This is a genomic window from Bradyrhizobium sp. ORS 278 (genome assembly GCF_000026145.1).
Lineage (GTDB): Bacteria > Pseudomonadota > Alphaproteobacteria > Rhizobiales > Xanthobacteraceae > Bradyrhizobium.
This window is the reverse complement of sequence record NC_009445.1, coordinates 1385158-1407577: the sequence shown is the minus strand read 5'-3', so window position 1 is coordinate 1407577 and position 22420 is coordinate 1385158. Positions and strand designations below refer to the sequence as shown.

Genomic DNA, 22420 nt, shown 5'->3' with positions numbered 1-22420 from the left:
AGAGCCGGCCCCGCGCGGTTCTTGGTTAATCGGGACTAACGGGGGTCGGCAAAAACGGGATAGCGCGAAACCTGATGTTTAAAGATGATCCGCTATGGATGTTGAAAACGTCAGAGAACGCGGGGGCGTCGTGGCTTTTCAGGATGATCCATACCCTGAGCATCAGGGATTCAGCATCGAGGATATTCTCTGGGCGGTCGGGATCTGGTCGGTGATCCTCACCCTGACCCCGGCGATCGCCTTCTATCTGCTGATGGTCGCCTGATTCGCCGCGCGTTCTGCGCGGCGCCGGCTCACATGGTGCGGATCACGCCGCCTGCTTGTGCATGGCCCCGTTGGCCGACACCGTTCCGCGAATCGCCTTCACAGAACGCTCGATCGCGGCCCACAGGCGGGCGATCTCGGCCGCCGCGCGGCCTTCGGCGTAATATTCGCGCACGCCCTCGCCCTGTCCCAGCGCCATCAGAAGATCGGCGCGATTGGTGATCTGTCCGCCCCACACCGGCGCCTTGAACTTGGCCAGCGCCTCGCGGGCGATGGTGACGATCGGGCTTTCGGCGTCGTCGCGACGCGCCGGAGCGCCGTTGAGGACGACGGCATATGGCTTGCGCGCGGCGCGGCAGGTCTGGATCGTCTCCTGCACCGCGTTGACGTCGAACACGCCCGGACGCGCCGGGATGATCACCATCGTCGCGTTCTTGATCGCATCCTCGACCACGGCGGACACCGTCGGCGGCGTGTCGATCAGCACCCACTCCACGCCGTCGCGACGGGCGGCCGCCACGATCGCGCTCACCGAGTTCACCGCGGTCTTGATCGGCGGCTCGTTGGTGCCGCGCAGCTTGTGCCACAGCGTCAGCGATCCCTGGGGATCGGCATCGATGAGCAGACAGGACTTGCTCGCCTTGATCTGCGCAGCGAGATGGGCGGCCAGGGTGCTCTTGCCTGAACCGCCCTTACGCGATGCGAAAACAATAACGTTCATACCTTGGCCTCCAGATTGACCCCGGTGGCGAAAATGAATCAGGGAAGTGATTCGCGGAAGATAAATTTAGCGATTCGTAAGGCGTAACTCCTGATTGCTGAAACGCGTTGGTTTTTGAGTCACACAGCGCGAGAAAACGGCTGCTTCTCCGTCGATGTGCATCGGCAACGTCCGTCATGCTCGACAGTGTTCCCCTCACGCGGCGAGATGATCCAAGAGCGCCATCATCGCCGGCGCGTCGGGCATCGGCAGCACCGCATCGATGCGATCGATCAGGCGCGCCTGCAGCAGCGGATTGCGCGCCTTGCCGATGGTCCCGAGCGGACCGCGAAAACCGTGGTCCTCCCAGGCCAATTCGAGCAGCGCCTCGCTGGTCAACGCCTCGATGAGCTCATCGGCCCCGCGCTCGATGCTGATCAAAGGATGGGCGGAGAACACCGTCGGCTTGGGATAGATGATCACCGGCTTGGCCGGCGCATTGGCCTCGACGCGCTTCCAGCGCTCGGGATCCTGCAGCACCCACTCGACCAGCTGATTCTCATAGCCGACGATCAGCGGCTGCGCGCCGGCGCCGCCGGCGATGTAGTCGTCGAACAGCTTGCCGGAGGACGGCGGCTTGAAGCCCATCCGTTTAAATACGGTGGCGACGTCGCCGTCGATGCGCGGCAAAGCGTCGAGCGCGATCACGTCGCCGCTCAGGAGATTGGCGGCGAGCCCTGCGAACATGAAGCCGGAGTTGGAACGGTTCGGATCCGTCGAGACGATGCGCGCACGGCCGAACAGATCGGAAACGCCGATCTGAGCCCAGGACTCGCCGGCGATGATCACCTTCAAGAGCTTCAGGAGATCGACGGTGTAGCGCGGACCGCCCGCCGCTTCGGCGAAACCGGCCTTCACCAGCCCGTCGGCGATGCGGTCCCAGGAGTACAGCACGATCGGCGAGTTGAAGATGACCTGATCGCGCGATATCTTCACGCCTGAGCCGCGCGCGACCTCGACCAGCACCGAGGATGAGGGCCACAGGAATTGCGGCTTCTGATCGAGCAGCGCGCGCTCGCGCACCATCTCGACCGAACCGGCGCGGCGCGCGTCCAGCACGAGCCCGAAGCGGCGCTCCAGCAGATTGCGCACGCGCGCATTGCCGAGGAAGCCTTCCTTTTCGCCGCCGGCAAAGCCGAACAGATTCTTCGGCGCGCCGAACTTGCCGGCAATCTCCGGATGCTGATCGAGATAGAGATAGCCGCCGGTGGCCGCCGCCGATGTCGCGAGCAGGCCGATCCCGAGAGCGCGGCGCGAAATGGGCATCTGCCCCTCCTAGACCTTGTCCCGCCCTCGCTCGAGCGACGCGGCCGGCGGCGCGGCCGGGCCGAGATCCTCGTCGAGGGCGCTCTTCAACAATTTGAGCTCGATGTCGAGCTTGTCGAGATCGGCATCCTGCAGGCTCGCCGCGTAGCGTGTGAACGCGGCGTCGAGCCGGTCGATCAGTTCGCGCGTCGAGGCCAGCCGCTGCGGATCGGCCACCGGGGCCTGCTCCAGCTCGGCATAGGCATGGGCGATCTCCGCGGCGCGCGGCAGATAATAAGTGAGGAACCGCCTGACGCGATCGAGCCGCAGCGGATCCTTCTCGATGCCCGCAAAGATGCGGCGGGCGATGACCGCGAGGTGCCGCACGCCGTCGGCGACCTTGCGCTCGCGGATCCTGCCCGAGGCCTCGTCCAGCTGCTCGGCGGATGGCGCGGCCTCGCTCAGGAGCTCGCGCGCGAGCTGAACCTTGCCGCGTGCGGCGCCGCTGGCATCGAGCAACGGAAACGCGGCGCGCGGCGCCAGTGCCGCGATGGCGCCGCCGCCGGCGCCGAGGCCGATCACGCAGGCGAGCCAGAACGGCATGCCGAGACCGATCGCGAGCGCAGGGATCGCGATCGCGGCGATCAGGCCGCCGACGATCCACCCGGTCTCTGACGACGCACTCGGCATCTAATTATATCCACGCACCGCACGGAACGCGTCGGTGAGATTCTTGGTGCCATCGAACACCCGGCCGCCAGTGAGCTTGGCCAATGCATCGAGCTGCTTGCGGTCGGCCTCGTCGCCGAAGGTCACGCCGAACACCGGCACGCGCCCGCCATCGGCCCGCCACGGCTCCTCGAAGGTGGCGCGATCGCCATAACTCTTGCCGTCGGTCATGATCACGATCGCCGCCAGATGCGCGCCACCGTCCAGGGTCGGCTTCATCGCCGCCAGCGCCCGCGCGCCGCATTGGTAGAAATCGGTGCCGCCGCCCGCGTGCAATTGCAGCGCCTGCTTCAAGAGGCCGGCCTGCTCCTGCTCGTCGCCACTGGCGCTCGCGACCCACAGCACGTGGTCATTGAAGGGCAGCACCAGAATCTCATCCTGCTTCGACCATTGCACCAGCATCTCACGCGTCCGCGCCGGCGTCAGCAGGAAACGCATCGCCTCCAGGAGTTGCGTCTCGCCATGGCCCTGCATGCTTCCCGACAGATCGAGGCAGAGCGCGGTCAGCGACGGCCGCCGCAGCGCATCCTGATAGGTCGCCAGCGCAAGCTGGATCACCTTGGGCTCGGGCGGCCTGACCACGGTGAGCGTGCGCGACGGATCGACATTGGTGACGGGATCGGCCGGGAGCTGCGCCGCCCGCGCCAGCTCGACACGGCGTCCGGTCCTGGCGATCCGGGCCTGCGTCTCCGGCTTTAGCAGGAACGCCTGCAGCTCGGCGAAGAAGCTCTCGACCTCCTTGCCACGGCCACGATCGACAAAGCCGAGCGGCGAGTCCGCGACGGAGACGCCATCCTCGGGGTAAACAGCATAGAGCGGCTCGAAGCCATCCGTCTTGAGCTTGTCGTTGGTCTCCTTGATCACGGCCTCATAGTTCCACATCGCCTGGTAGTGCGTACCGTTGCGCTCACCTTCGCGATACAGATCGGCCAGCCAGCCGCTGGAGCCGGACGACCGATCGACGCCGCGCAGCAGCGAGCGCACGGTCGCGACCACGCCCTCGCGCTCGAGATCGCCGGCCTCGATCAGATCGGGCTTGCCGATCGCCGAGGCCAGCATCGCGAGATAGGCCGAGGCGCCGGAGTTGGACTGGGTGGCGGAGGTCATCAGGAATTTCAGGCGGCCGGCCTGCACGGCCGAGAGAATGTCCTTGGTCGTCACCTTGGCGCCGATCCAGCCGAGCTCCTCCGCCTTGGAGCGGCGCACGCCGAGGATCACCGGCATCTGCGCGATCGACTTGACCGACTTCACCCGTCGGCCGGTGTCGAACATGTCGATCCAGATCGAGGCCGCGGGCCACACGGCATCGGCCTTGATCTCCGCGCCAGGCTTCAGCGACAGCGCGATGTCGAGCGAGCCTTGGAAGCGCATGTCGCAGGTGGCGCCACGGGAGCGGCAGAACTCTTGCACCAGCGGCTCGATCACGTCGTTCTCGGATCCCGACAGGATCGAGAATTGCGGCCCGGCGCTCTGGCCGCAGGCCGCGAGCCAGACGGTGGCCAGAACGATCGCAAGGACGCGCCTCATGGCTGCACCGCTCACACCGGCGCCTTGGACAGCACGGCCTTCAGCTCGGCGGTCTGCTGCGCCATGCGCTGCTCGACCTCCTCACGCTTCTTGCGGCCCTCCTGCTGCGTCGTCAGCACGCCGGTGATGGTGTCGATCAGGTCGCGGTTGGTCTTGTCGAGCGTCTCGATGTCGACGATGCCGCGCTGCGACTGCTGCTCGATCGCGATCGCCTGGGTCTTCATCATCTCCGACGCCTGCTTCATCATCTCGTTGGTCGCATCGGTGACGGTCTTCTGCAGCTCCAGCGCCGATTTCTGCCGCTGCAGGCCGAGCAGCAGGATCATCTTCTGCTTCCAGACGGGGATCGTCAGCTCGGTGGTCGCCTGCAAATTCTCGATCAGCGTCTCGTCGCCGGACTGCACGATGCGGATCTGCGGCAGCTGCTGGATGCCGATCTGGCGGGCCTGCTGCAGATAGAAGATGCGCTTCTCGAGCCGATCCAGCGCCTGCACCGCGTCCTGATAGGTCTGCGCCGCCATCAGCGCGTCGCTGCCTTCGGCGGATGCCTTGGCCGCGCGCTCGAGCTCGAGCAGCGGCCCGCGGCGGTAGTCGTCGACAAACGCCTTGCCGGCGCTGATATGCGCATCGAGCTCGGTCAGCGCGGACTTGGTCTGCTCGTGCAGATCGTCGAGCAAGGCGATATCCCGCCGCAACGTCTCCTTGTTGCGGTCGAGCTCGATGCAGATGCGGTCGACCTGCGAGGCGACGTCGTCGAAGGCGTCCGCGAAGCGCCGCACGCGCGCCTCCATCGACGAGAACATCCGGCTCAGCAGACCGGCATCCTTGAGCGTGGCCGGATCGAGACCGCGCGCCTTGGCGAGAATGTCGGTGAGGAGCTTGCCCGTGGTGCCCATCTCGCGGTTCTGGGTCTGAGCGAGAATGCGATCGGCGAATTCGACCACCGAGCGCTGGGCGCGGTCGCCGAAGGTGACGAGGCGAGAGCGATCCGAGATGTCGATCTCGGAGCGGATGCGGGCGACCACCGACTGGTCGGCGTGAACCGCCGGCAGGTTGACGGTCTCAGACATGAGGATACCTCGGGGAATGTGGCCGGGAGCGACCGAGCAAAAGGGCTGAGATCATAGGGGCGCATTTCAATGGTTCGATGACAGCGACGAGGAACCAGATGCGAAGCATGTTCAAGAACATGACACAGGCGACCCTTGGCCGCAGGGCTGGAGCGGGCGAAGGGCTCCGGCCTGACAGCGGCTGATCAATTGGTCGGCCCAGCGGCCATTGGGTTCATGGCATGTCCCGGTGGGCACGATTGGCTGCGCTGTCGTCCCTGCGAACGCAGGGACCCATACGGCGGAATCTAACTTTGGCGCGCAGCTGCCAGTCATCGTCTCATGGAAGCCGGTTGTTATGGGTCCCTGCGTTCGCAGGGACGACAGCTGAGATTTGGGCGAGCGTTGGTGCCCTCCATGACCACGGTGATGCCTCCGTGCAACCGAGATGCTGGTGCCAAGTTGACCATCGACACGCGCCAGCAGCCTCGCAGCGTCGCGCGCTCGAAGTTTTTCGGCTGCCCCCCCCGGACCAATGCGAGGGCGCAGGGAATGCCGGGTGAAGGCCTCACCCATGGCCCGCCTGCACAAGAAATAGCAGGCGGCAGTCACCACAGGTTCAGCCGAGCATCCGGCATTCCCTGCGCGATGGGCTTACGAGTTATACGTGATCTCCCTGGGGATCGGCGTTCTTGCCCCCATCGTCCGCGCGTGCCGTCAAGCAACGCTGTCGGACTTGACCTCAGCGACGAGAGGCCAGGACCACACGATTTCATCGTCCGCAGCCGATCATTCGTCGCGCAACAGCGCCTGATCCGCCACGGCCACCGCATCCCCGCCCCACGTATCGTGACGACCGCGCGTACGCCCCTTCGCTTGGGACGGGATGACCGAATAAGACCATTGATTTGGGGGGAGCGTCAAGATGTTTTCCGATAATCGGAAACAATTCGAATGCCGATGCGCCCTGGTTTGGGCTGAGGCCGAGCTGTCCGCAACATGCTCGGCCGTCGTCCCGGCGAACGCCGGGACCCATACCGCGTGATGTCTGAAATCGGCTTGCGGCGCGTCCCATGTGACACATGAAAAGCGGTGGTTATGGGTCCCGGATCGGCGCCCGCCGACGCGTTGCGTCGGCAGGCTTGCCCGGGACGACATCTGCGCGGGATGGCGCTTAGCTGCTCAGAGCTCGACTGGCCAATGCGGTCGTACCAAACTCAGCGCGTAGGGCGGATTAGCGGAGCGTAATCCGCCGCTATCGGCGCGCACCAAGAGCACGGATCGTCCGTGTCAGCATCCTATCTTAGCGATCTAGACGGAGACGTATCATAAATCGAACCGAGGCGCTGCGTCGTCCGCAGCCAGCGGCTTCCTCTCTCCTTCTTAAAAATTTGACGGATTTGGTTGGACACGGCGGATTACGCTAACGCTAATCCGCCCTACGGCCCCGAGACGGGTGTCATAAGATCCGACGCGAGTGAATGCGAGTTTGTGGCAACGACGTATGACAGAGGAAAACACGATCTCATGAAGAACAGCCCTTCGCGAGTGATCATAATTGAGAATAGAGATCAGAGGCCGATGGGTATACAGATCGAGCCTTGGGCAATGTATGAACAGATCGCGCCCGGATCACGCGCCGAAATCATCTTTGAAAATGATCTGGATCGACCCTTGGAATTCACAACCACCGAGGAAGGTGATGTCTTCATCGGCATCGATGACGACATCACGTTTTCAATCGACGGCCGGGTGGTGTTCAGTTCGCGCCAAGCTGACCCGAGATGAGGCAGCGCGTAGGGCGGATTAGCGGAGCGTAATCCGCCGCCATCGGCGCACCAAGAGCGCGAGTCTTCCGTGTCAGCATGCTCTCATGGCGATCGAGACGGAGACGCGTCCGATCTCCAAGTCGGGGCGCTGCAATGTCCGCAGCCCAACGCACTCCTCGCTCCTGCTTGAGATTGACGGATCTGGTTGGCCACGGCGGATTACGCTAACGCTAATCCGCCCTACGGCCCTGCAAGATGAATTACGATTGATGGCGCCGGACGAGGTGCTCGGCGGCATGCCGGTCCGAGAAGCGCGCGACGGTTTGGGGCAGCTTTGCCCCGAACAGGACGTTCACAGCGTCAAGCAGGGATCGAGAAGCCTTACTGCTCAAGCATCCAACTCTCGATCCATGCGCCGAGCGATATAGAGATGGGTTTCGTAGTCCAGCTCAAAATGTCCTCCGAACTTATCTATCGCGTTCGCGACTTCGCGAAGGACTTCGTCGCGCTTTTCTCGCTGAAGCATCCGGTGATCGGATCGTGATCGGAGATAGTCCGTGTAGCCTGATGTCGTTTGCTGGCGCTTCCAGCGATAGCATTTGTGCTCGATTGCTTCGAATAGCCCCGACTGCTCGAACCAGCTCCTGAAGGGACCGTTTGGAAGGTACCAAGCCTCGGGTGGCGGCTGCCAGCTTCCGATCAGACGCAGATAGGTCTGCTCGAGCTCCTTGAGCAGAGGGGCAGGCAGTCCCACTGGAACGTGCCCAAACACCGCGAGTGTACCGCCATGTGAAAGCACCGTAGCGGCCTTTGAAAATCGAACCCCAGGGGAGACCCAGTGCCAGGATTGCGCGGCGATGATCAGGCGAAAGGTGGGACGGTGTTCAGGGAAGGCTTCGAAAGTCGTCTCCAGGAACGCGACATTGTCGAATCCAGCCAGGCTCTCGCGCGCGCCGCGAAGCATTTCGGGACCGGGATCCGTCGCAAGTATCGAAAAACCGAGCGTGGCGAAGCCCAAGGTGGCTTGCCCCGTCCCGCAGCCGACTTCCAAGATTCTATCGTCGGCTTTCAGATCGGCATATGAGACGACATCGTCGATAAGCGCTTTGGGGTAATCAGGACGTGCGGTCTTGTAGAGGCCTGCCACCGCGTCAAACGTGAAGCGTTGCTCCATGGGATTCCTTACCGGGCACCAGGAAGGCCATTCATTGAAGCTGTTTTTCGCAATTTGCGCAACCTTCGCGGTCCATTCAGCGCATAGGGCTAAGGGCCGGGTCATCCCGGCGAACGCCGGGATCCATACCGCGTGATGGCTGAGACGGCAGGCGGCGCGGCCGCGTAACACATGAAAAACGGCGGCTATGGGTCCCGGATCGGCGCCCGCCGATGCGTTGCGTCGGCGCGGCGGGCATAGGGCGGATTAGCGCCCTACGGGCCCAATCCGCCCGAGCGCCCTGCCCCAGCAAAAACGATCAGTAGCCGGGGCGCGGGTCGCCGCGCCCCGATTGACGACGATGTCAACCGACCTTGTTCATGGCGCCGACAAGTTCGGGCTCGTCCGGTGCGTCGGCGGGCACCAGGGTGGCGGCGGCCGCCCGGGCGCGGATGGGCTGCGGCGCTGGCGCGACGCTGGCGCGGCCGACGACGATGTGGGCCATGATCACGGCGGGAACGCCGAGGCCGAAGACGATGTGGACGGTGCTGATCCAGGGCCGCAGCGCTTCCGAGCCGACGTAATAGAGGCCGAACGCGGTGGCGATCAGCAGGCCGTACATCGCCAGGCTGACGATGCCGGTCGCGCGGTTCTTGCGGGCACGCCAGGCGCGCTGCACGTGCATCGGGCCGAGCGCGCCGAGCAGCATCAACGTCACCATCGCGGCGCCGCCATGCAGGCTCAGCAGATAGGCCGCCGCCTGCTGCCAGGCGTCGCTGTTGAGCTCCGAGCGGGTCTTCATCTGATCGGCGTAGATCCAGAACGCTCCGCTGGCGAACAGAAGCCCGAAAATCCCATAAAGGGCAAACCGAAACGCGCCTTTAAGCCGCATGCTGCAGATCTCCTTGCCAGTTCGGTGTCGTGAGGATGTCGCCGTTCGGCGCGACCAGCATCGCGCTCGCGTCGTATCGCGCGAGCTGCGCAACGGCGCCCCGGGGCGCGATCATGATGATCTTGGTCAGCGCATCCGCGACCATGCAGGAGGGAGCGCGGACCGTCGCGCCAAGCGCGCCCTGAGCCGGCAGGCGGGTGGCGGGATCGACGACAGCGGTCGCCGTCGTCTGCGCCGATCGGAACGGATCGAAGCGGCGCGCCGACGAGCCCAGCGCGCCATTGCTCACCTCGACTTCGCACAGCAGCCGGTCCGGCGAACGCGGGTCGCGGATATGGACGATGCGGGCACCGGTTCCGAACGTCGCGAGATCGCCGCCGGCGTTGACCATGGCCGAACGCACGCCGCAGCTCCGTAATGCGACGATCGCGCGATCGACGGCGAAGCCCTTGGCGATGCCGCCGAGGTCGATCTTCACGCCAGAATCGCGGAAGCGAATCTGGTGATCGGCGAGCAGCTCGATCGCATCGGCCGCCGGCGATGGCGCGCCCGCGACCGGCTGCGCGGCGCCGGCAACGCCGATGTCGAAAGCGCCGTTCGAATGACGCGCCATGTTCACGGCCACCTCGATAACTTCGTAGGTCCAGGGATGCACCGTCACGGCGCTCCGCGAAGCCGCACGATTCAGCCGTGACACGTCGCTTTCGGAATCGTGGAAGCTCATCAGCCGATGCACGTCGGCCACGGCGGAGAACGCCGTCTCAACGGCGCTCTCCACGTCCACGCCCTGCGCTTCGGCGACATCGATCTCGACGAACGTCCCGAGCAGGGCGCGCGCGCGCCGAAGACTAGCGGAAGTGGCTGGCATGATAGGTCAGCACCTTCTTCACGCCCTCGGTCAGATGCGTCGATGACAGCGTGGCGCCGGAGATGTTGCGGATATCCGAGTTGATGCGCAGTTCGTTCTGGCTGCCCTTGCCGACGAACTGGCCGAGCCAGTTGGGATCGTGCACCTCGCCGCCATAGGATTCGCGGTAGTTCAGGATTTCGACGCGGCGCACCCGGCCGTCAGGACCGATCGCGACCGTGTAGTCGATCAGCAGATGCTTGCCGACGACGCTGTCATAGTAGAAATAGCCGCCATTGCTCGCCTTCCACACGCGGCCCGGCTGGACCTCGGCGAAGCTCGCGCCCGGGAAAGCGGCTTTCTGCGCTTCCTCGACGCTCATGTACTGCATGGCGTAGGCCGGCGCAGCGATCGACATGACGGCCGCAGCGGGCGCAGTCCATTTCAGCCATTCGTTCATCGCGTCCACCTCAAATTCCTGTTCATGACATGCCCTCCCCTTGGATCGACATGACGTCATGCCCGACCGCTTTCAGCTGTCCAGGACGCTGCCGAAGCGTCTGTCGCGAATGGACCGACGCCGCTTCCTTGGACTGCGCCGGGCGCCGATCCGACCGAGTTCTTCCGACATCACCAACGCGCTTCCTGCAAACCGTTCTGATTGTCAGAGCCAACGTAGTAAGTGGTCCGATTGCGGCGAATTGCCGCGACGATGTTGGCGATTTGCCGGAGTGGCTGGGGAATAAGAATGTTGCTAAGGATTGCCGCATCTCGAGATGCCTGAATGGACCGCTCGCAGTGAGTCCAGCCGCCTTTTCAGCGAGGCGCAATCGCGCCTGCGGCAGTTTAGATCGATTCAAAGAAAGTCGAACGTCGTGCGACTACGCCGACGCATGTGCGCTCAGCGATCAACACGACAACCGCCTGCGAGCAGGTGAGGCAGCACCGCCGAAGAACTCGGCGTGACCGACGCCGCGGATGCGGCGTCGGTCCGATGAGAGCCACGAAGGACATCGTCCGTCCGCGACTACCAAGGCATCTGGTTCATCGCTTCCCAGGGGTTGCCGTGTGAGGGTGAGGGTGAGGGGACAACCTTGATCTTCGCCATCATGCCCCCGTCCTCATGCTCGAGGATGTGACAGTGATAGACGAACTCGCCGACCTGCGAGAACGGGATATCCACGACGACCGGCTTCGAGGTGCACTGGCCATTGCGCCACTGCTCGATACTGCAGACTCCGCTTTGCGCGTCCATCACCTCCGGCACATTGGGCGTCGCGACGCCGAGCGGAACATTGTCCTGCAGCATGCCGCCGCCGATGCTGCGGTTGAACGACACCGACAACGGCGTGTTCTCGCCGGCCTTGCTGTTGATCGTCCTGAACCGGGTCTGGTGGATGTGGAAGTTGTGGTTCTCCGTCGACAGCTGCACCAGCTCCCAGGTCTCGTGGACCGGACGCTGCCCTGCCGCGAGCGGCAGGCAGACGATGTTCTGCGCCGGATCGAACTGGCTGACCGGCAGCTGCGTGCCCGGCACCGGATTGCCGTTCTCATCGACCTCCTCATAGCCGAGACCGAAGGTGCCGTCGTCGGTCAGATCGGCGAGGCCGAAGAAGATGCGGCGGCGGTGTCCCGCCGGCAACGGCTTGCATCCGGCAGGCAGCGCCGCCGCATTCGCGTAGGGGACCTTGGCGTCGAGGATGCCCGACGGCTGCATCGTCGCCAATGCGTCGCCCCTGATGTCCAGGCCGTACGCGATGTGGTGCCGTGACCCGTGCTGATGGAAGTGCACCTTGGCGAGATCGACCGCAGGCCATTGGTCGCCGCTGCCCATCGTCAGGCCTGCCATCTTGAAGGTCGCGGACGCGGAATGGCCGGGGCTCGCGATCGCCCCCGTCGCGGGATCGCGATAGGTGACGAACACCTCGGTGCGCGAGCTCGGCATCATCACGATCTGGGTGACGCAGACCGGCTTCGAATGGAAGCGCGAGGTCGGCAACGGCGGACAAGGCACGACGCGGAAGCGCGCGCCGCCGAGCCGGACCATCGTATCCATCGTGGTGTCCTGCGGGAGATTCACACTGACGCCGTCCACGGAGATGAGCTGCATGATCATCGGCTTCTGCGACTCGTCCTCGGTCAGCTGAAGATTGTAGGACAGGCTGCCCGACGCATTGGTGAGCCGCCAGACCTCGCCGTCGGAATCCGTGATCTTGATCTTCGGGAAGGTCCGGCCGTTGACGGTGAAGTACCATTTGCCGCCGCTGAAGTTGGAGCCGCCATCGGCGGAGGCATCGACACCTGGACAAGAGCCCTCGCGCACCTCGGAGCTGTCGGCCGGAAACTGGGCGCAGAAGCCGGGATCCTCCTGATTGATCACCTCGCCCGGCGTCGTCTGCGCCGGGCCGGCGTCGAACTGAACCGGGCCACCGGGTGCAACCTGAATGTCCTTCAGGATCAGATGGCGCACGCTCGCATCGGGAAACGGCGTGTCGCGCGCGTCGCCATGGGCGTAGTCCGAGACCTCGCCGACCGAGATGATGCCGGCCAGACCCTGCGAGACCTGGTTCAGCGACAGGCCGTGGATATGCGGGTGAAACCAGAACTGGCCCGACGGGTGATTGCGCGGAATCTCGATGCGGAAATCCGCATAGTCCATCTTGTTGGAGCCGTGCTGATGCGTCGTCTGCGGCACCGGCATGCCGTTGGCCGAGTTGTAGATCTGGACGAAGACGTAGTCACCGAAGGTCTGGTCTCTCAGGGTCGGCGCCCGCGGCTCGACGATCAGGCCGTGGGTGTGCAGGTTGGTCGGATTGCGGAACAAATTGGCCTGGCCGGGATCCACATTGTGGTTCACCTTGGCCGGGTCGAGCTGCGGCAGCTGATTGACCAGCCTTATCTTGAGCGTGTCCCCCTTCTGCAGCGCCAGCCGCACGCCGCCATAGTCCGCCACGGCCGAGTCGGCGGGACAGGTGGTGCCGGAGGCGGGCCGCGGGCAGATCTCATACACCCAGCCGGTCGGGCTCATGGGCGATCCGCCCGGTGGCGCATAGCTGATCGTGGAGATCGGCTTGGCGCGGGCGATCATCAGCAGATCCAGGACGCCGTGCCTGCTCCTGAACACTGTCGGCTCGGCCAGGTCATGGGCGCATGCGGCGGCCCCGGCAAAGGTCAGTGCGGCGAGCAGCGCGACAGCGGACGTCAGTGTTCTTATCATTGGCTTGTGCAGACGCCCGACTAACATGTCTGATCCCCATTTTCGCTCGAGAGACAATCGGTGCGAGGCGGCGCGGCTTCGAGCATCTCGCTCCAGCCGCCTGCAATCAGCGAGCTCGCACCTTGCCCTTTGTCGCTATGGATGTTGGGTGTCTCCTTTGTGACCGTTTCTTTCGTTTTGTGAGAATGCCGGACGAGCTCGTTAAGAATCGATCTAACAAGATGGCTCGACCTCGCAGCGTGCGCAGGGCGGACAGGGTCGACACAAAAACGACAATCAACCCACGTAGTTCGCGTTCTATCTGAATAGTCGCGAAAGATCAGCGGCACCGAGCCGTACTGCTGCATCGGCGGCCAGCCGGCCACAGCCGCCAAAGGAGACCGAAGGATGCTGCCTGCTGCTGTTCTCGCCGTTGTTCTCCCCTGGGCCTGCAATGTGACCGGCATCGCCTGCGGCGCGCCGACGACCGAGATCATCCAGCAGGCCTATGAGCAGGAGGCCCCTTCATCCGGCGTGCGCCACGACAAGGGACTGAAGATCGTCGAGGCGACCTGCGACAAGGGCGATGCGAACGGCCGCTTCCTGTGCCAGGTCTCGTTCGTCTCCGAGGACGATCCCGACAAGCGGCTGTATTTCGATATCGTCTCCGCGGCCCTCACCGAGAAGGGCTGGGTCCTGACCAGCGGATTGTGCAAGCGCTGACGACAGCCGGCGGCCTCGCGCGGCCGGAGGCGCCGCGGGCCGCTGCCGCACGCCGCCGGGCGTTTCCTACCGGCGTGGCCCGAATCATTGCCGGCGCCCCGCGCGTTGACGCTGATGCATCCGAAGCAGCCGTGACTCCGGCGAGAAATAAGGCGCCCCTGCTTGCGCCAGAGGAGGGGCCGTTTGCGTCGACGGCACCTCGGCCATGGTCGTGGCGATAGGAGTAGCCGGCGGCCCCGCCGGCGACGCGAAACGCAGCACCGCGAGATCGTCGCCCTTCTGCAGCGTCACCGACCTCGCCTCCACCCGGCGCAACGTCCAGCCCTGGTAGTCCGCACCGGCCCTGATCCGCAGCGGCGTCTTGCTGCCGGGATCGAGGAAGATGGCGAGGCCATGATCGCCGTTGACCACCGTCCCGACCAGCGCGAGCGACGGCCGCTCCGGCGGGCCCGGTTCCGGCGCCACCGGGACATCCGCGACCGCCGGCGGCGGCGCTTCGGTCGGCGGAGGACGGCGCGAGGGCGAAAACAACGGCCGTTCGCGCGTGGCCGAGAGCTGATCGAGCGGCATGGACCACAGCGGATTGCCGCTTGCCATCGGCGGCCGTGACACGGCCGGCTGCTCCGCCGCCGGCGAACCGGTGCTGCCGAGATTGGCGGCGACGACGCAGCAGACGATGACAGATAGTCTGACGAGACGACTCATTGCGGGCCCTGCCACTGTCCTGAGAGCGTGATCGTGACGCGGAGCTTGCCGGCCGAGGCCGCCGAAACTGCGCTCCCCTCCACGACGAGTGCGTCGATGAACAGGCACGGCATGCCGGCTTCGAGATCGTAGAGGATCGGCTGCAGGGCGGCCTGCTCGGCGTCGAAATTCGCGGTGACGCTGATCTGTCCCTCCTTGGCGCGAGGGCCCTGCACATCGAGCTGCGATGATGACGTGCTGCCGCCATGACGGCTCACCACCTCGCCGAGCCGCTGCAACAGCGCGGCGCCCGCCACGGTGACGGTCGGTCCTTCCAGGAAGGCCGATCCCCTCGCAGGAGCTTCACTGCCAGCTTGACCCGTCGTCGCCATGCCGTGGGCCTCGAGCAGCCGCAGCGTGTCGGTCAACCCCTCCACCTCGGCGCGCTGGTCGAGGATTGTCTCGATCGGAAGGACTGCCGCGATGATCAGCACGAGCAGCAGGCCGGCATAGATGGCTGCGGCGGTCCAGCGCGGCGCGGATGTGCCCAGGGGATTTGCGGTGCTCATATGCCGGGTCCGACATGCGGCTTGATGCCGGCTTCGATGCGGAAACGCTCACCGGCCTCCTCAGCCGAACGCGTCGTCGGCGCGGAGAAGGTCGCATGCGTGAAATGCGCCGACTGCTCGATCAGCCTGACAAGCGCGGGGGCATCCTGAGTGACGCCTGCGATCAGCAACTTGTCCTTCTCGATCCGCAGTTCGGTAAGATAGGTGTTGTCCGGGAGCACACGGGCCAGCGCCTCCAGCACCAGGACATTGGCGGTCGTCTCCTGCTTGCGGCGCATGAGACCGCGCGCGGCCGCGTTGTCACTCCCCTCCAGATCGAGCCGCAGCGCCGCGCGCCGCTCGGCAATCCCCCGCGACAGCATGCTCTGCTGCGCCTCGAGCCGTCCACCAAGAATGCTCGCCGCGGCGAGCGACAGCGCCGCCGCTATCGTCGCAACCACCAGCCCGGCGGTCAGCAGGCGACTGACCCGGCCGACATTGCGCGAGCCGCGCAGTTGCTGCTCGATCAGCCGCGTCGCATCTTGCGCAACGGGCTGACTCGCCAGCGCCGGTGATGCGGCTGCGAACAACACCACCGACGCTGCATGCCAGGACTCGGCGAGCCTGATCAGCGGATCCAATCGCGTCCGCGGGGCCGCGATCACTATGGTCTGGATGCGATCCCCGGATAGCGTGACCGGAGCCGTGTTTCCGAACACGGCCTCCTGCGCCGTCCACGGCGTCAACCGGTCGAGCTGCGATCGCACCATGGCATCGAGAAACTCGACAGCCCGCCGCGGCAAATCCAGCGGCCGCGACAGGAAGCGATCCGGCCTCAGCATGATCTCGATCCGGCTGCCCCGCAGGGCCGCGCGCCAGTTCTCGGGAAGCGCGGGGCTTATCGCTTCAACGTCAGGCAGATGGAGCTGGCAATCCGGCGGCGCCGATCGCCCGGCGCGCGCGATCATCCGCAGAACGAAGACGTTGCGGTCCGTCTCGACCAACTGGATCGGCGGCTTGAGGTCGAGCCGGCCGATGCCATCGACGATAACCGCAGCAACCGAGCCGATAAAGGCCGCCAGCTCGCGGCGTGCCCTGTCCACAAACGTCATCACAGCGCCCTCCCCGTCGGCCTGAGCATCGCGGGATTGCCGGCAACGTCCCGCCACGCCAGGATCTGATAGGGCTCGTCGCCGTCGCTCAGCAGAATGACGGCCTCGGCGGCAGCCCGGCGACCGGCGTCGAAGACGATCGTGATCCACACCCGCATTGCGTCGCCGACGTCCAGCGTCGCGCCGGTGCGGGCCGGTCCGAGCGCCGATGCGAGCGCTTTCGGCTCGCGGCGCAGCCCGGCGCGCTGATCGAGGAAGGTCCTCAAAGCGTCCTGCGTGATCCCGGGCAGAGCAGCCACGACTTCCGGCGCAGCCTCCAGTGCATCGATCTCGCGCCGGCCGCTGAAGACGGTGACAAACGGCATCGCCTTGTCGACCAGCTCCGGAGGCAGGCTGAGAACGAGCCGAAGCTCCTCGACATGGGCGAATAGCGCGCCGCGCGGCGTGTAGTCGACGCCGGCCGTCCGATAGAGATCGCGCTCGGAATCCGCACCGGATTCCGTGAGCGGCGTTCGCCAGGCGACGATGCGCTCGGCATATTCGCCGGCCTTGTCGGCGCGGGCACCGAGCACGCCGAACAGATTTGCCAGCATCTGCTTGGAGGCATGATTGAGATCGATGCGGGCGGCCTCGGAACGGAATGCGACGGACACTTGGGCATGATCGAGCCGGAAGGAAAACGCGCCCGCCGCGGCGCGCTGCGATTTCGGCACGGCGCTCAGCTGGTAGGCCGCGAGCTCCAGGCCTGCTGTTTCCAACGCGGCTGATCGCAAGCGGGCATCGTCGAGCGAGAGGCGTTGGGCCGTGCTGTGGAGGTAGACCGAGAGCGCGCCCGCCAGCCCCGCCAGCGAGATCAGAATCCAGAGCACCGCGACCAGGACGAAGCCGCGCTCGCCAGGATGATCGGAAGACCGATGCTGCCTGTGTCGCGGCATGATCATGGCTCCGTTCGCGCGGCGGCGCGTCCGACGGTGGCGCCTGCGGACGGCGCCTGCCGGTCGCATGTCCGGTCTGCCGGACTGCAGACGCTGTCGGCCGGCGCCGAGACACGGATGGCCACGATTCGCGAGATCGCCGGCGCCTTCGCGTCGGCTGCGTTGCGCAAGGTGACCCGCACCGCGGAGGGCAGCCGCTCGGCGTCATGCCACGACGGCGTCCAGTCGCGATCGGCTCCGGCAAAGGCGAACGACACCCGATAAGGCGCTTGCAGCAGGACGACGGGATCGCCGAGGTCTGGGCCGGACGAGCGACCCGGCGCGAACGCCGCGCGCTTACGCGTGATCACGGCGCTGTCGCCGCTGCCGGTCTCGGCGATGCGAACAAGATCGAGGCCGCGACCACTCTTCGCGCCCAGCGAGATCCGGACAAAGGTGACCGAGGTTTCCGATCCATCGAACAGAACAGACTTGCTCTGCGCGTCGGCCCGGATGAATTCGGAGGCCGCGATATCGGCGCTGATACGATCGAGCGCGACGCTCACCGATTCACTGCGCTGGATGCGGTGCAGGCCGCGATCCCAGTTCGGCAGCCACTGCGCTGTCAACAGGGCCAGGGCCGAGACGAGCAGCCCCATCAGAACCATTGCGGCCAGCGCCTCGATCAAGGTGAAGCCCGATTGGGCATGGTCGGCTCGCGTGATCATCGCCCGGCCTGCTTTCGAAACAGACGAACCGTCTCCAACTCCATCGTCGCGCCGGACGGCGCGCGAACCTGCAGCAAGATCCTTTCAGGGATCCAGGTGGATGAGCTTGTTCCGACATCGGTGGCAAAGGGCTCGACTTGCGCGCGCCAGACATGCGCCATCGTTTCCCCCGACTGCGTCCGCGACGGCGACCAAGATCGCGACGGAAACGCCAGCCAGAGCGCATTGTAGGCCGATTGCACCAGCGCGACGTGCTGCTCGAGCTTGCGGCTGCCGCGCGCCGAGGATCCCATCAGCGCAGCGATGGCGACCATCGACAGCGCCAGGATTGCGAGCGCAACCAGCGTTTCGAGCAGGGTGAATCCCGCGCTCGCGCTACCGTCCAGCGATGCCGGCATTCGAGACAATTTCGATCCTTCCAGTCAGCCAGTTGACGCGGATTTGGTAGCCGGCGTCGAGATGCGTGAGCGAAACGACGCCGCCGCAGGACATGCCCGAGCCGAAGAAGCTGATGCTCTCGAAGGCGGGCCGATCGTCGCAGCTGCGCGGCAGCACCGTCTCGAATCGCACATCATCCGGAAGACGGATTTCCTGTCCGCTGACGCTGGAGCGCATCGAACGCGCCCGGGTGTCGATACGGGTCGAGACCTCGAGGCCGCGATTCATGGCGGCGTTTCGATCAGCCTTCAGCAAAGCAGCGAGCTCAATCGCATAGGCCTCCAGCTGCGACCGGGAGGTTTGTCGCGGCATGGCGGGCAGCAGCACGGCCGCCAACGTGGCGACGATCGCGAGCGCGCACATCATTTCGATCAAGGTAAAGCCGGCCTCGTTGCCGTCGCCCCGCGTCATCGCTATCTGGCACCGACCGTTGCCGTCGACGAAATGTCCGCCGCGAGATCGACGCCGCCCTCCTGACCGTCTGATCCATACGATACGATTTCATACGGCACGTGCTGTCCCGGCGCGCGATAGACGTAGGGATGGCTCCAGGGATCGCTCGGAACGTTGCCTCCCTTGAGATACGGTCCGGCCCAGCCTGGGATGGACGCGGCCGGCCGGACCAGCGCCGCCAATCCCTCGGATGAGGTCGGATAGCGACCGGTGTCGAGATAGAACAGATCAAGCGCGCTGGAAAAACTCTGGATCTGAATCCGCGCGGTCTTGACCCGGGATTCGTTCAGCGATGTCAGCACGCGCGGACCGATCAGGCCCATGATCATCCCGATGATGGCGATGACGACCAGCATCTCGACGAGCGTGAAGCCGCTCTCATGATCATCTCTGTCGCTGCGCGCCTGCCGCGCGGCGCCGCTCAGTCCTGCCTGTGTCATCCGACGCTTCATCTTCCGCTACCCGACGAGTTGAGTGACCGACAACAGCGCGGTCATCACCGATACGATGAGGCCGCCGACGACGGTACTGATGAGTATGATGGCCGCGGGGCCGACGATACCGACGATACGGTCGAGGCTGCGCTGCAGCTTGGCCTCGTAGAATTCAGCGATCCGTCCCGCGAGAACCGGCAATTGCCCGGTCTCCTCGCCGATCCGGATCATCCGCGTGGCCATCGCCGGCAGGATGTCCGCCGACGTCAGCGCCTCCGACAGCTTGCCGCCTTGCCGCACCCGGTCAGCGGCGGCGCGCCAAACCGCGCCGTCGCCGGTGACCGACATGATGTCGACCAGGATGCGCAAGGTCGCCGTCAGGGTCAGGCCGCTACCGAGCAGGATTGCCAGATTGCGGCAGAACACGCTGGTGCGATACGACCCGAACACGGCCGCAAGACCCGGCAGGCGGCACAGACGCGCGATCACCGCGCCTCGAATGCTTGCACGCCCGAGCAGCAGGATACCCGCGGCGACGATTCCGCTTCCCAATAACGCGATCGCCGCGCCGTTGCTGCGGAGGAATTCGGAGATGTCGAGAAACGTCGTGATGGCCGCGTCCGTCCTCGCGCCGAAATCGCGCAGCACGGTCGAGAACTGCGGCAGCACGACGATGAAGAAGAACAGCATCACCAGGAAGGCGGCGACCAGGACGAATAGCGGATATTGCAGCGCATCTCCGAGCTTGCGACGCATCGCCTCCGCCCGCGCCCGCTCCGCGCCGAGCACGTCGAGCACGTGATCGAGGCTGCCCGAGGCCTCGCCGACCCGCACCAGCGCCAGATACATCGGAGGAAACTGCGTCGGATGATGCGCCAGCGCATCGGCAAAGCTCTCGCCCGCAAGAATGCTGGATCGCAGCCGGCTGACGATCGCACGCAGCCGCCCGATATCGGCGTCGCCGGCCAGAAGCTCGAGCGCGTCCTCCAGCCGTGCGCCGGCTTTCAGGAGCAGCGCCAGGTCGCGCGTGAACGTCGTGACACCGCCCGGGCCAGGGCCGCCAAGCCAGGCCGCCATGTCACGTCTGACCGAGCTGCCGATCTTCTCTTCGATCGTCTCGATCGGCAACAGACGCAGATATTCGATCCGGTCGATGACATCCTTCGCTGTCGCGGCCGAGATCGTCCCATGCACGACGTCGCCACTCTCGGTCAGTGCACGATATCGAAATGTGCTCATCGGCTCACCGCAGCGTCGTGACGCGCAAGACTTCCGCGACCGACGTCGCGCCGGCCCGGCATTTCGCAACGCCATCATCGAGCATCGTGGTCATCCCGTTGCGAATGGCGCTGCGATCGATCATTGCGGCGTCAGTCGTACCCTGGATCAGCGACCGGATGTCCTGGTCGAGCTCCAGGACCTCGAAGATGCCGAGACGGCCGCGATAGCCTGTCCCGCCGCAGCTCTCGCAGCCCGCCGGCATGTAGACGGTTTCGCCGACATCGAAGCCGACCGCGGCATATCGCGGATCTGCGGAGAGATCGTCGGCGCTCAACAGATGAGAGGACCTGCACCGCACGCATAGTTTGCGCACCAGCCGCTGCGCGATCACCGCCCGGAGCGTCGAACGCAGCAGGAAGTCCTCGACGCCGAGATCGAGCAGCCGCGGCACGGCCGCCGCCGCGTTCTCGGTGTGCAGCGTGGTAAGCACCAGGTGACCCGTCAGCGCGGCATGGACCGCGACGTGAGCCGTCTCACTATCGCGAACTTCGCCGACCATGATGACGTCGGGGTCCTGACGCACGAAGGATCGCAGCGCGGACGCGAACGTCAACCCGACGGCAGGCTTGACCTGCGACTGGTTGATTCCGGGGATCTCGTATTCCACGGGATCCTCGATGGTGAGGATCTTGCGTGTCGGCTCGTTGAGGATCGACAGCGCGGTCGCCAACGTGGTGGTCTTGCCGCTGCCTGTCGGCCCGCAGATCACGATCATGCCATGCGGCAGCGCCAGCAGCCGGCGCAGCGTTCGATCGTCGTGAGGAGCAAAGCCCAGCTTCTCGATCGACAGCAGTCCGCGGTCCTTCGGCAGCAGCCGGATCACCGCCGATTCGCCATGCTGCGTGGGCATCACGGCGACACGGACGTCCAGCTCGTGGCGGCCGACACGCAGCCGCGCGGCGCCATCCTGAGGAAGCCGACGTTCCGCAATGTTCAGGCCGGCGACGATCTTGATGCGCGAGATCACGGCCCGGGGCAGCACGCCCGAAGGCCCCGCGACCGGCTTCAGCAGGCCGTCCACGCGCATCCGGATCGACAAGCCGCTTCGCATCGCCTCGACATGAATGTCGCTGGCGCGCAGCTCCACCGCCTGCTCGAACAGATCGTTGACGGCGCGCACCACCGGCGCGCCGGTGGCAAGGTCGCGCAGACTCTCGATATCGTCCTCGCGCAGCTGCGGCTCACCCGTCTCGCTGCGGGCGGGCGCATCGTCATCGCCAACAAGCTGATTCAGCGCGGTGCCGATATCCTCCGCAGAGGCCACCACCAGCGCGACCGGTCCGCCGAACACGAGCTCCGCGGCGCGCGCCGTCGCACTATCGCGCGGATCTGCCACCGCGAGACACGGCTCACGGTCGGCCGATTGAAACGGAAAGACCGCCGTCTCCCGGAGAAAGCGCCGCGAAAACTGCTCGGTCAGCGGCTTGGCCGCGAGCAACCCGGCCAGCCCGATCCGCGGCAGGCCGAGCTGCCGCGCGATCGCGTCGGCAAAGTCGGGAGATTCGGGATCGGCGCCCTGCGACGATCTCACCTCACCGTCTTCGTCGGCCAGTCGAAAAGGAGAAGTCGAGCTCATGGCGCGTCTCGTGACAATTGGTTGTCGATCACCTCATCGCGGAGGGCACGGCTGAGAGCCACCCGTTCTCGAAGTCAAAGATGACGCTTGTAAGATCG

The 22420-nt window shown here is 65.3% G+C and carries 23 protein-coding genes; 3 read left to right on the top strand and 20 right to left on the bottom strand.

All coding sequences use genetic code 11. The features are described from left to right. Positions 1-94 precede the first annotated feature (94 nt). Positions 95-265, top strand: a complete 171-nt coding sequence (locus tag BRADO_RS34915; protein ID WP_157872525.1) for a hypothetical protein — start codon at positions 95-97, stop codon at positions 263-265. Between the two features lie 42 nt (positions 266-307). Here BRADO_RS34915 and BRADO_RS06165 read toward each other — a convergent pair whose 3' ends face one another. The 5 genes from BRADO_RS06165 to BRADO_RS06145 form a co-directional block, all read right to left on the bottom strand. Continuing rightward, positions 308-985: a ParA family protein gene (locus tag BRADO_RS06165; RefSeq protein ID WP_011924450.1), complete on the bottom strand. Its 678-nt coding sequence runs from the start codon at positions 983-985 to the stop codon at positions 308-310. 195 nt (positions 986-1180) lie between these two features. After that, positions 1181-2290 carry a hypothetical protein gene (locus BRADO_RS06160; protein ID WP_011924449.1) on the bottom strand — a complete coding sequence of 370 codons (1110 nt, stop codon included), beginning with the start codon at positions 2288-2290 and terminating at the stop codon, positions 1181-1183. Positions 2291-2299: 9 nt separating this feature from the next. Further along, positions 2300-2959, bottom strand: a complete 660-nt coding sequence (locus tag BRADO_RS06155; protein ID WP_011924448.1) for a 5-bromo-4-chloroindolyl phosphate hydrolysis family protein — start codon at positions 2957-2959, stop codon at positions 2300-2302. Next, entirely contained in the window at positions 2960-4525 is a 1566-nt protein-coding gene (locus BRADO_RS06150) for a VWA domain-containing protein (RefSeq protein ID WP_041756167.1), read from the bottom strand. An 11-nt stretch (positions 4526-4536) separates the two neighbouring features. Continuing rightward, positions 4537-5595, bottom strand: coding sequence for a toxic anion resistance protein (locus BRADO_RS06145; RefSeq protein WP_011924446.1), 1059 nt, complete (start codon positions 5593-5595; stop codon positions 4537-4539). A gap of 1560 nt (positions 5596-7155) precedes the next feature. Between BRADO_RS06145 and BRADO_RS06140 the strand changes: the two genes are divergently transcribed. Next, the gene (locus BRADO_RS06140) at positions 7156-7362 is read left to right on the top strand and encodes a hypothetical protein (protein WP_157872524.1); all 207 of its coding nucleotides are present in this window, start codon (positions 7156-7158) and stop codon (positions 7360-7362) included. Positions 7363-7731: 369 nt separating this feature from the next. Here BRADO_RS06140 and BRADO_RS06135 read toward each other — a convergent pair whose 3' ends face one another. The 5 genes from BRADO_RS06135 to BRADO_RS06115 form a co-directional block, all read right to left on the bottom strand. Then, complete coding sequence (locus BRADO_RS06135) at positions 7732-8517, bottom strand: class I SAM-dependent methyltransferase (RefSeq protein ID WP_011924444.1); 786 nt, start codon at positions 8515-8517, stop codon at positions 7732-7734. Between the two features lie 343 nt (positions 8518-8860). Next, positions 8861-9388, bottom strand: a complete 528-nt coding sequence (locus BRADO_RS06130) for a hypothetical protein (protein ID WP_011924443.1) — start codon at positions 9386-9388, stop codon at positions 8861-8863. Continuing rightward, the gene (locus BRADO_RS06125; RefSeq protein WP_041756165.1) at positions 9378-10256 is read right to left on the bottom strand and encodes an FAD:protein FMN transferase; all 879 of its coding nucleotides are present in this window, start codon (positions 10254-10256) and stop codon (positions 9378-9380) included. The genes BRADO_RS06130 and BRADO_RS06125 overlap by 11 nt, the downstream gene beginning before the upstream one ends. After that, positions 10237-10695: an FMN-binding protein gene (locus tag BRADO_RS06120; protein ID WP_011924441.1), complete on the bottom strand. Its 459-nt coding sequence runs from the start codon at positions 10693-10695 to the stop codon at positions 10237-10239. The genes BRADO_RS06125 and BRADO_RS06120 overlap by 20 nt, the downstream gene beginning before the upstream one ends. A 567-nt stretch (positions 10696-11262) precedes the next feature. After that, positions 11263-13263, bottom strand: coding sequence for a multicopper oxidase domain-containing protein (locus BRADO_RS06115; RefSeq protein ID WP_011924440.1), 2001 nt, complete (start codon positions 13261-13263; stop codon positions 11263-11265). Positions 13264-13839: 576 nt separating this feature from the next. Here BRADO_RS06115 and BRADO_RS06110 point away from each other — a divergent pair. Next, positions 13840-14154 (top strand): hypothetical protein, encoded by a 315-nt coding sequence (locus tag BRADO_RS06110; protein WP_041756164.1) that lies wholly within the window; start codon positions 13840-13842, stop codon positions 14152-14154. An 84-nt stretch (positions 14155-14238) separates the two neighbouring features. Here the strand turns inward: BRADO_RS06110 and BRADO_RS06105 are convergent, their stop codons facing one another. Genes BRADO_RS06105 through BRADO_RS06060 form a run of 10 tightly spaced genes read right to left on the bottom strand, consistent with a single transcriptional unit; the run spans position 14239 to position 22322 of the window. Further along, positions 14239-14859 (bottom strand): hypothetical protein, encoded by a 621-nt coding sequence (locus BRADO_RS06105; protein WP_011924438.1) that lies wholly within the window; start codon positions 14857-14859, stop codon positions 14239-14241. Beyond that, entirely contained in the window at positions 14856-15407 is a 552-nt protein-coding gene (gene gspM, locus BRADO_RS06100; RefSeq protein ID WP_011924437.1) for a type II secretion system protein GspM, read from the bottom strand. The genes BRADO_RS06105 and gspM overlap by 4 nt, the downstream gene beginning before the upstream one ends. Then, a complete protein-coding gene (locus BRADO_RS06095; RefSeq protein ID WP_041756163.1) occupies positions 15404-16498 on the bottom strand; it encodes a PilN domain-containing protein in 1095 nt (364 codons plus the stop codon). Before BRADO_RS06095 ends, gspM begins: the two co-directional genes overlap by 4 nt. After that, entirely contained in the window at positions 16498-17433 is a 936-nt protein-coding gene (locus tag BRADO_RS06090; RefSeq protein ID WP_011924435.1) for a general secretion pathway protein GspK, read from the bottom strand. Before BRADO_RS06090 ends, BRADO_RS06095 begins: the two co-directional genes overlap by 1 nt. Before the next feature lie 2 nt (positions 17434-17435). After that, positions 17436-18140, bottom strand: coding sequence for a type II secretion system protein J (locus tag BRADO_RS06085; protein ID WP_011924434.1), 705 nt, complete (start codon positions 18138-18140; stop codon positions 17436-17438). Beyond that, positions 18137-18538 (bottom strand): type II secretion system protein J, encoded by a 402-nt coding sequence (locus BRADO_RS06080; protein ID WP_083794829.1) that lies wholly within the window; start codon positions 18536-18538, stop codon positions 18137-18139. The genes BRADO_RS06085 and BRADO_RS06080 overlap by 4 nt, the downstream gene beginning before the upstream one ends. Then, complete coding sequence (locus BRADO_RS06075) at positions 18516-18989, bottom strand: prepilin-type N-terminal cleavage/methylation domain-containing protein (protein ID WP_041756162.1); 474 nt, start codon at positions 18987-18989, stop codon at positions 18516-18518. Before BRADO_RS06075 ends, BRADO_RS06080 begins: the two co-directional genes overlap by 23 nt. Before the next feature lie 2 nt (positions 18990-18991). Continuing rightward, on the bottom strand, positions 18992-19471 hold the full coding sequence (gspG, locus tag BRADO_RS06070; RefSeq protein ID WP_173363487.1) for a type II secretion system major pseudopilin GspG: 480 nt from the start codon (positions 19469-19471) through the stop codon (positions 18992-18994). Between the two features lie 18 nt (positions 19472-19489). After that, a complete protein-coding gene (locus tag BRADO_RS06065; protein ID WP_041756161.1) occupies positions 19490-20704 on the bottom strand; it encodes a type II secretion system F family protein in 1215 nt (404 codons plus the stop codon). A gap of 4 nt (positions 20705-20708) precedes the next feature. After that, the gene (locus BRADO_RS06060; RefSeq protein WP_011924429.1) at positions 20709-22322 is read right to left on the bottom strand and encodes a GspE/PulE family protein; all 1614 of its coding nucleotides are present in this window, start codon (positions 22320-22322) and stop codon (positions 20709-20711) included. Positions 22323-22420: the final 98 nt, after the last annotated feature.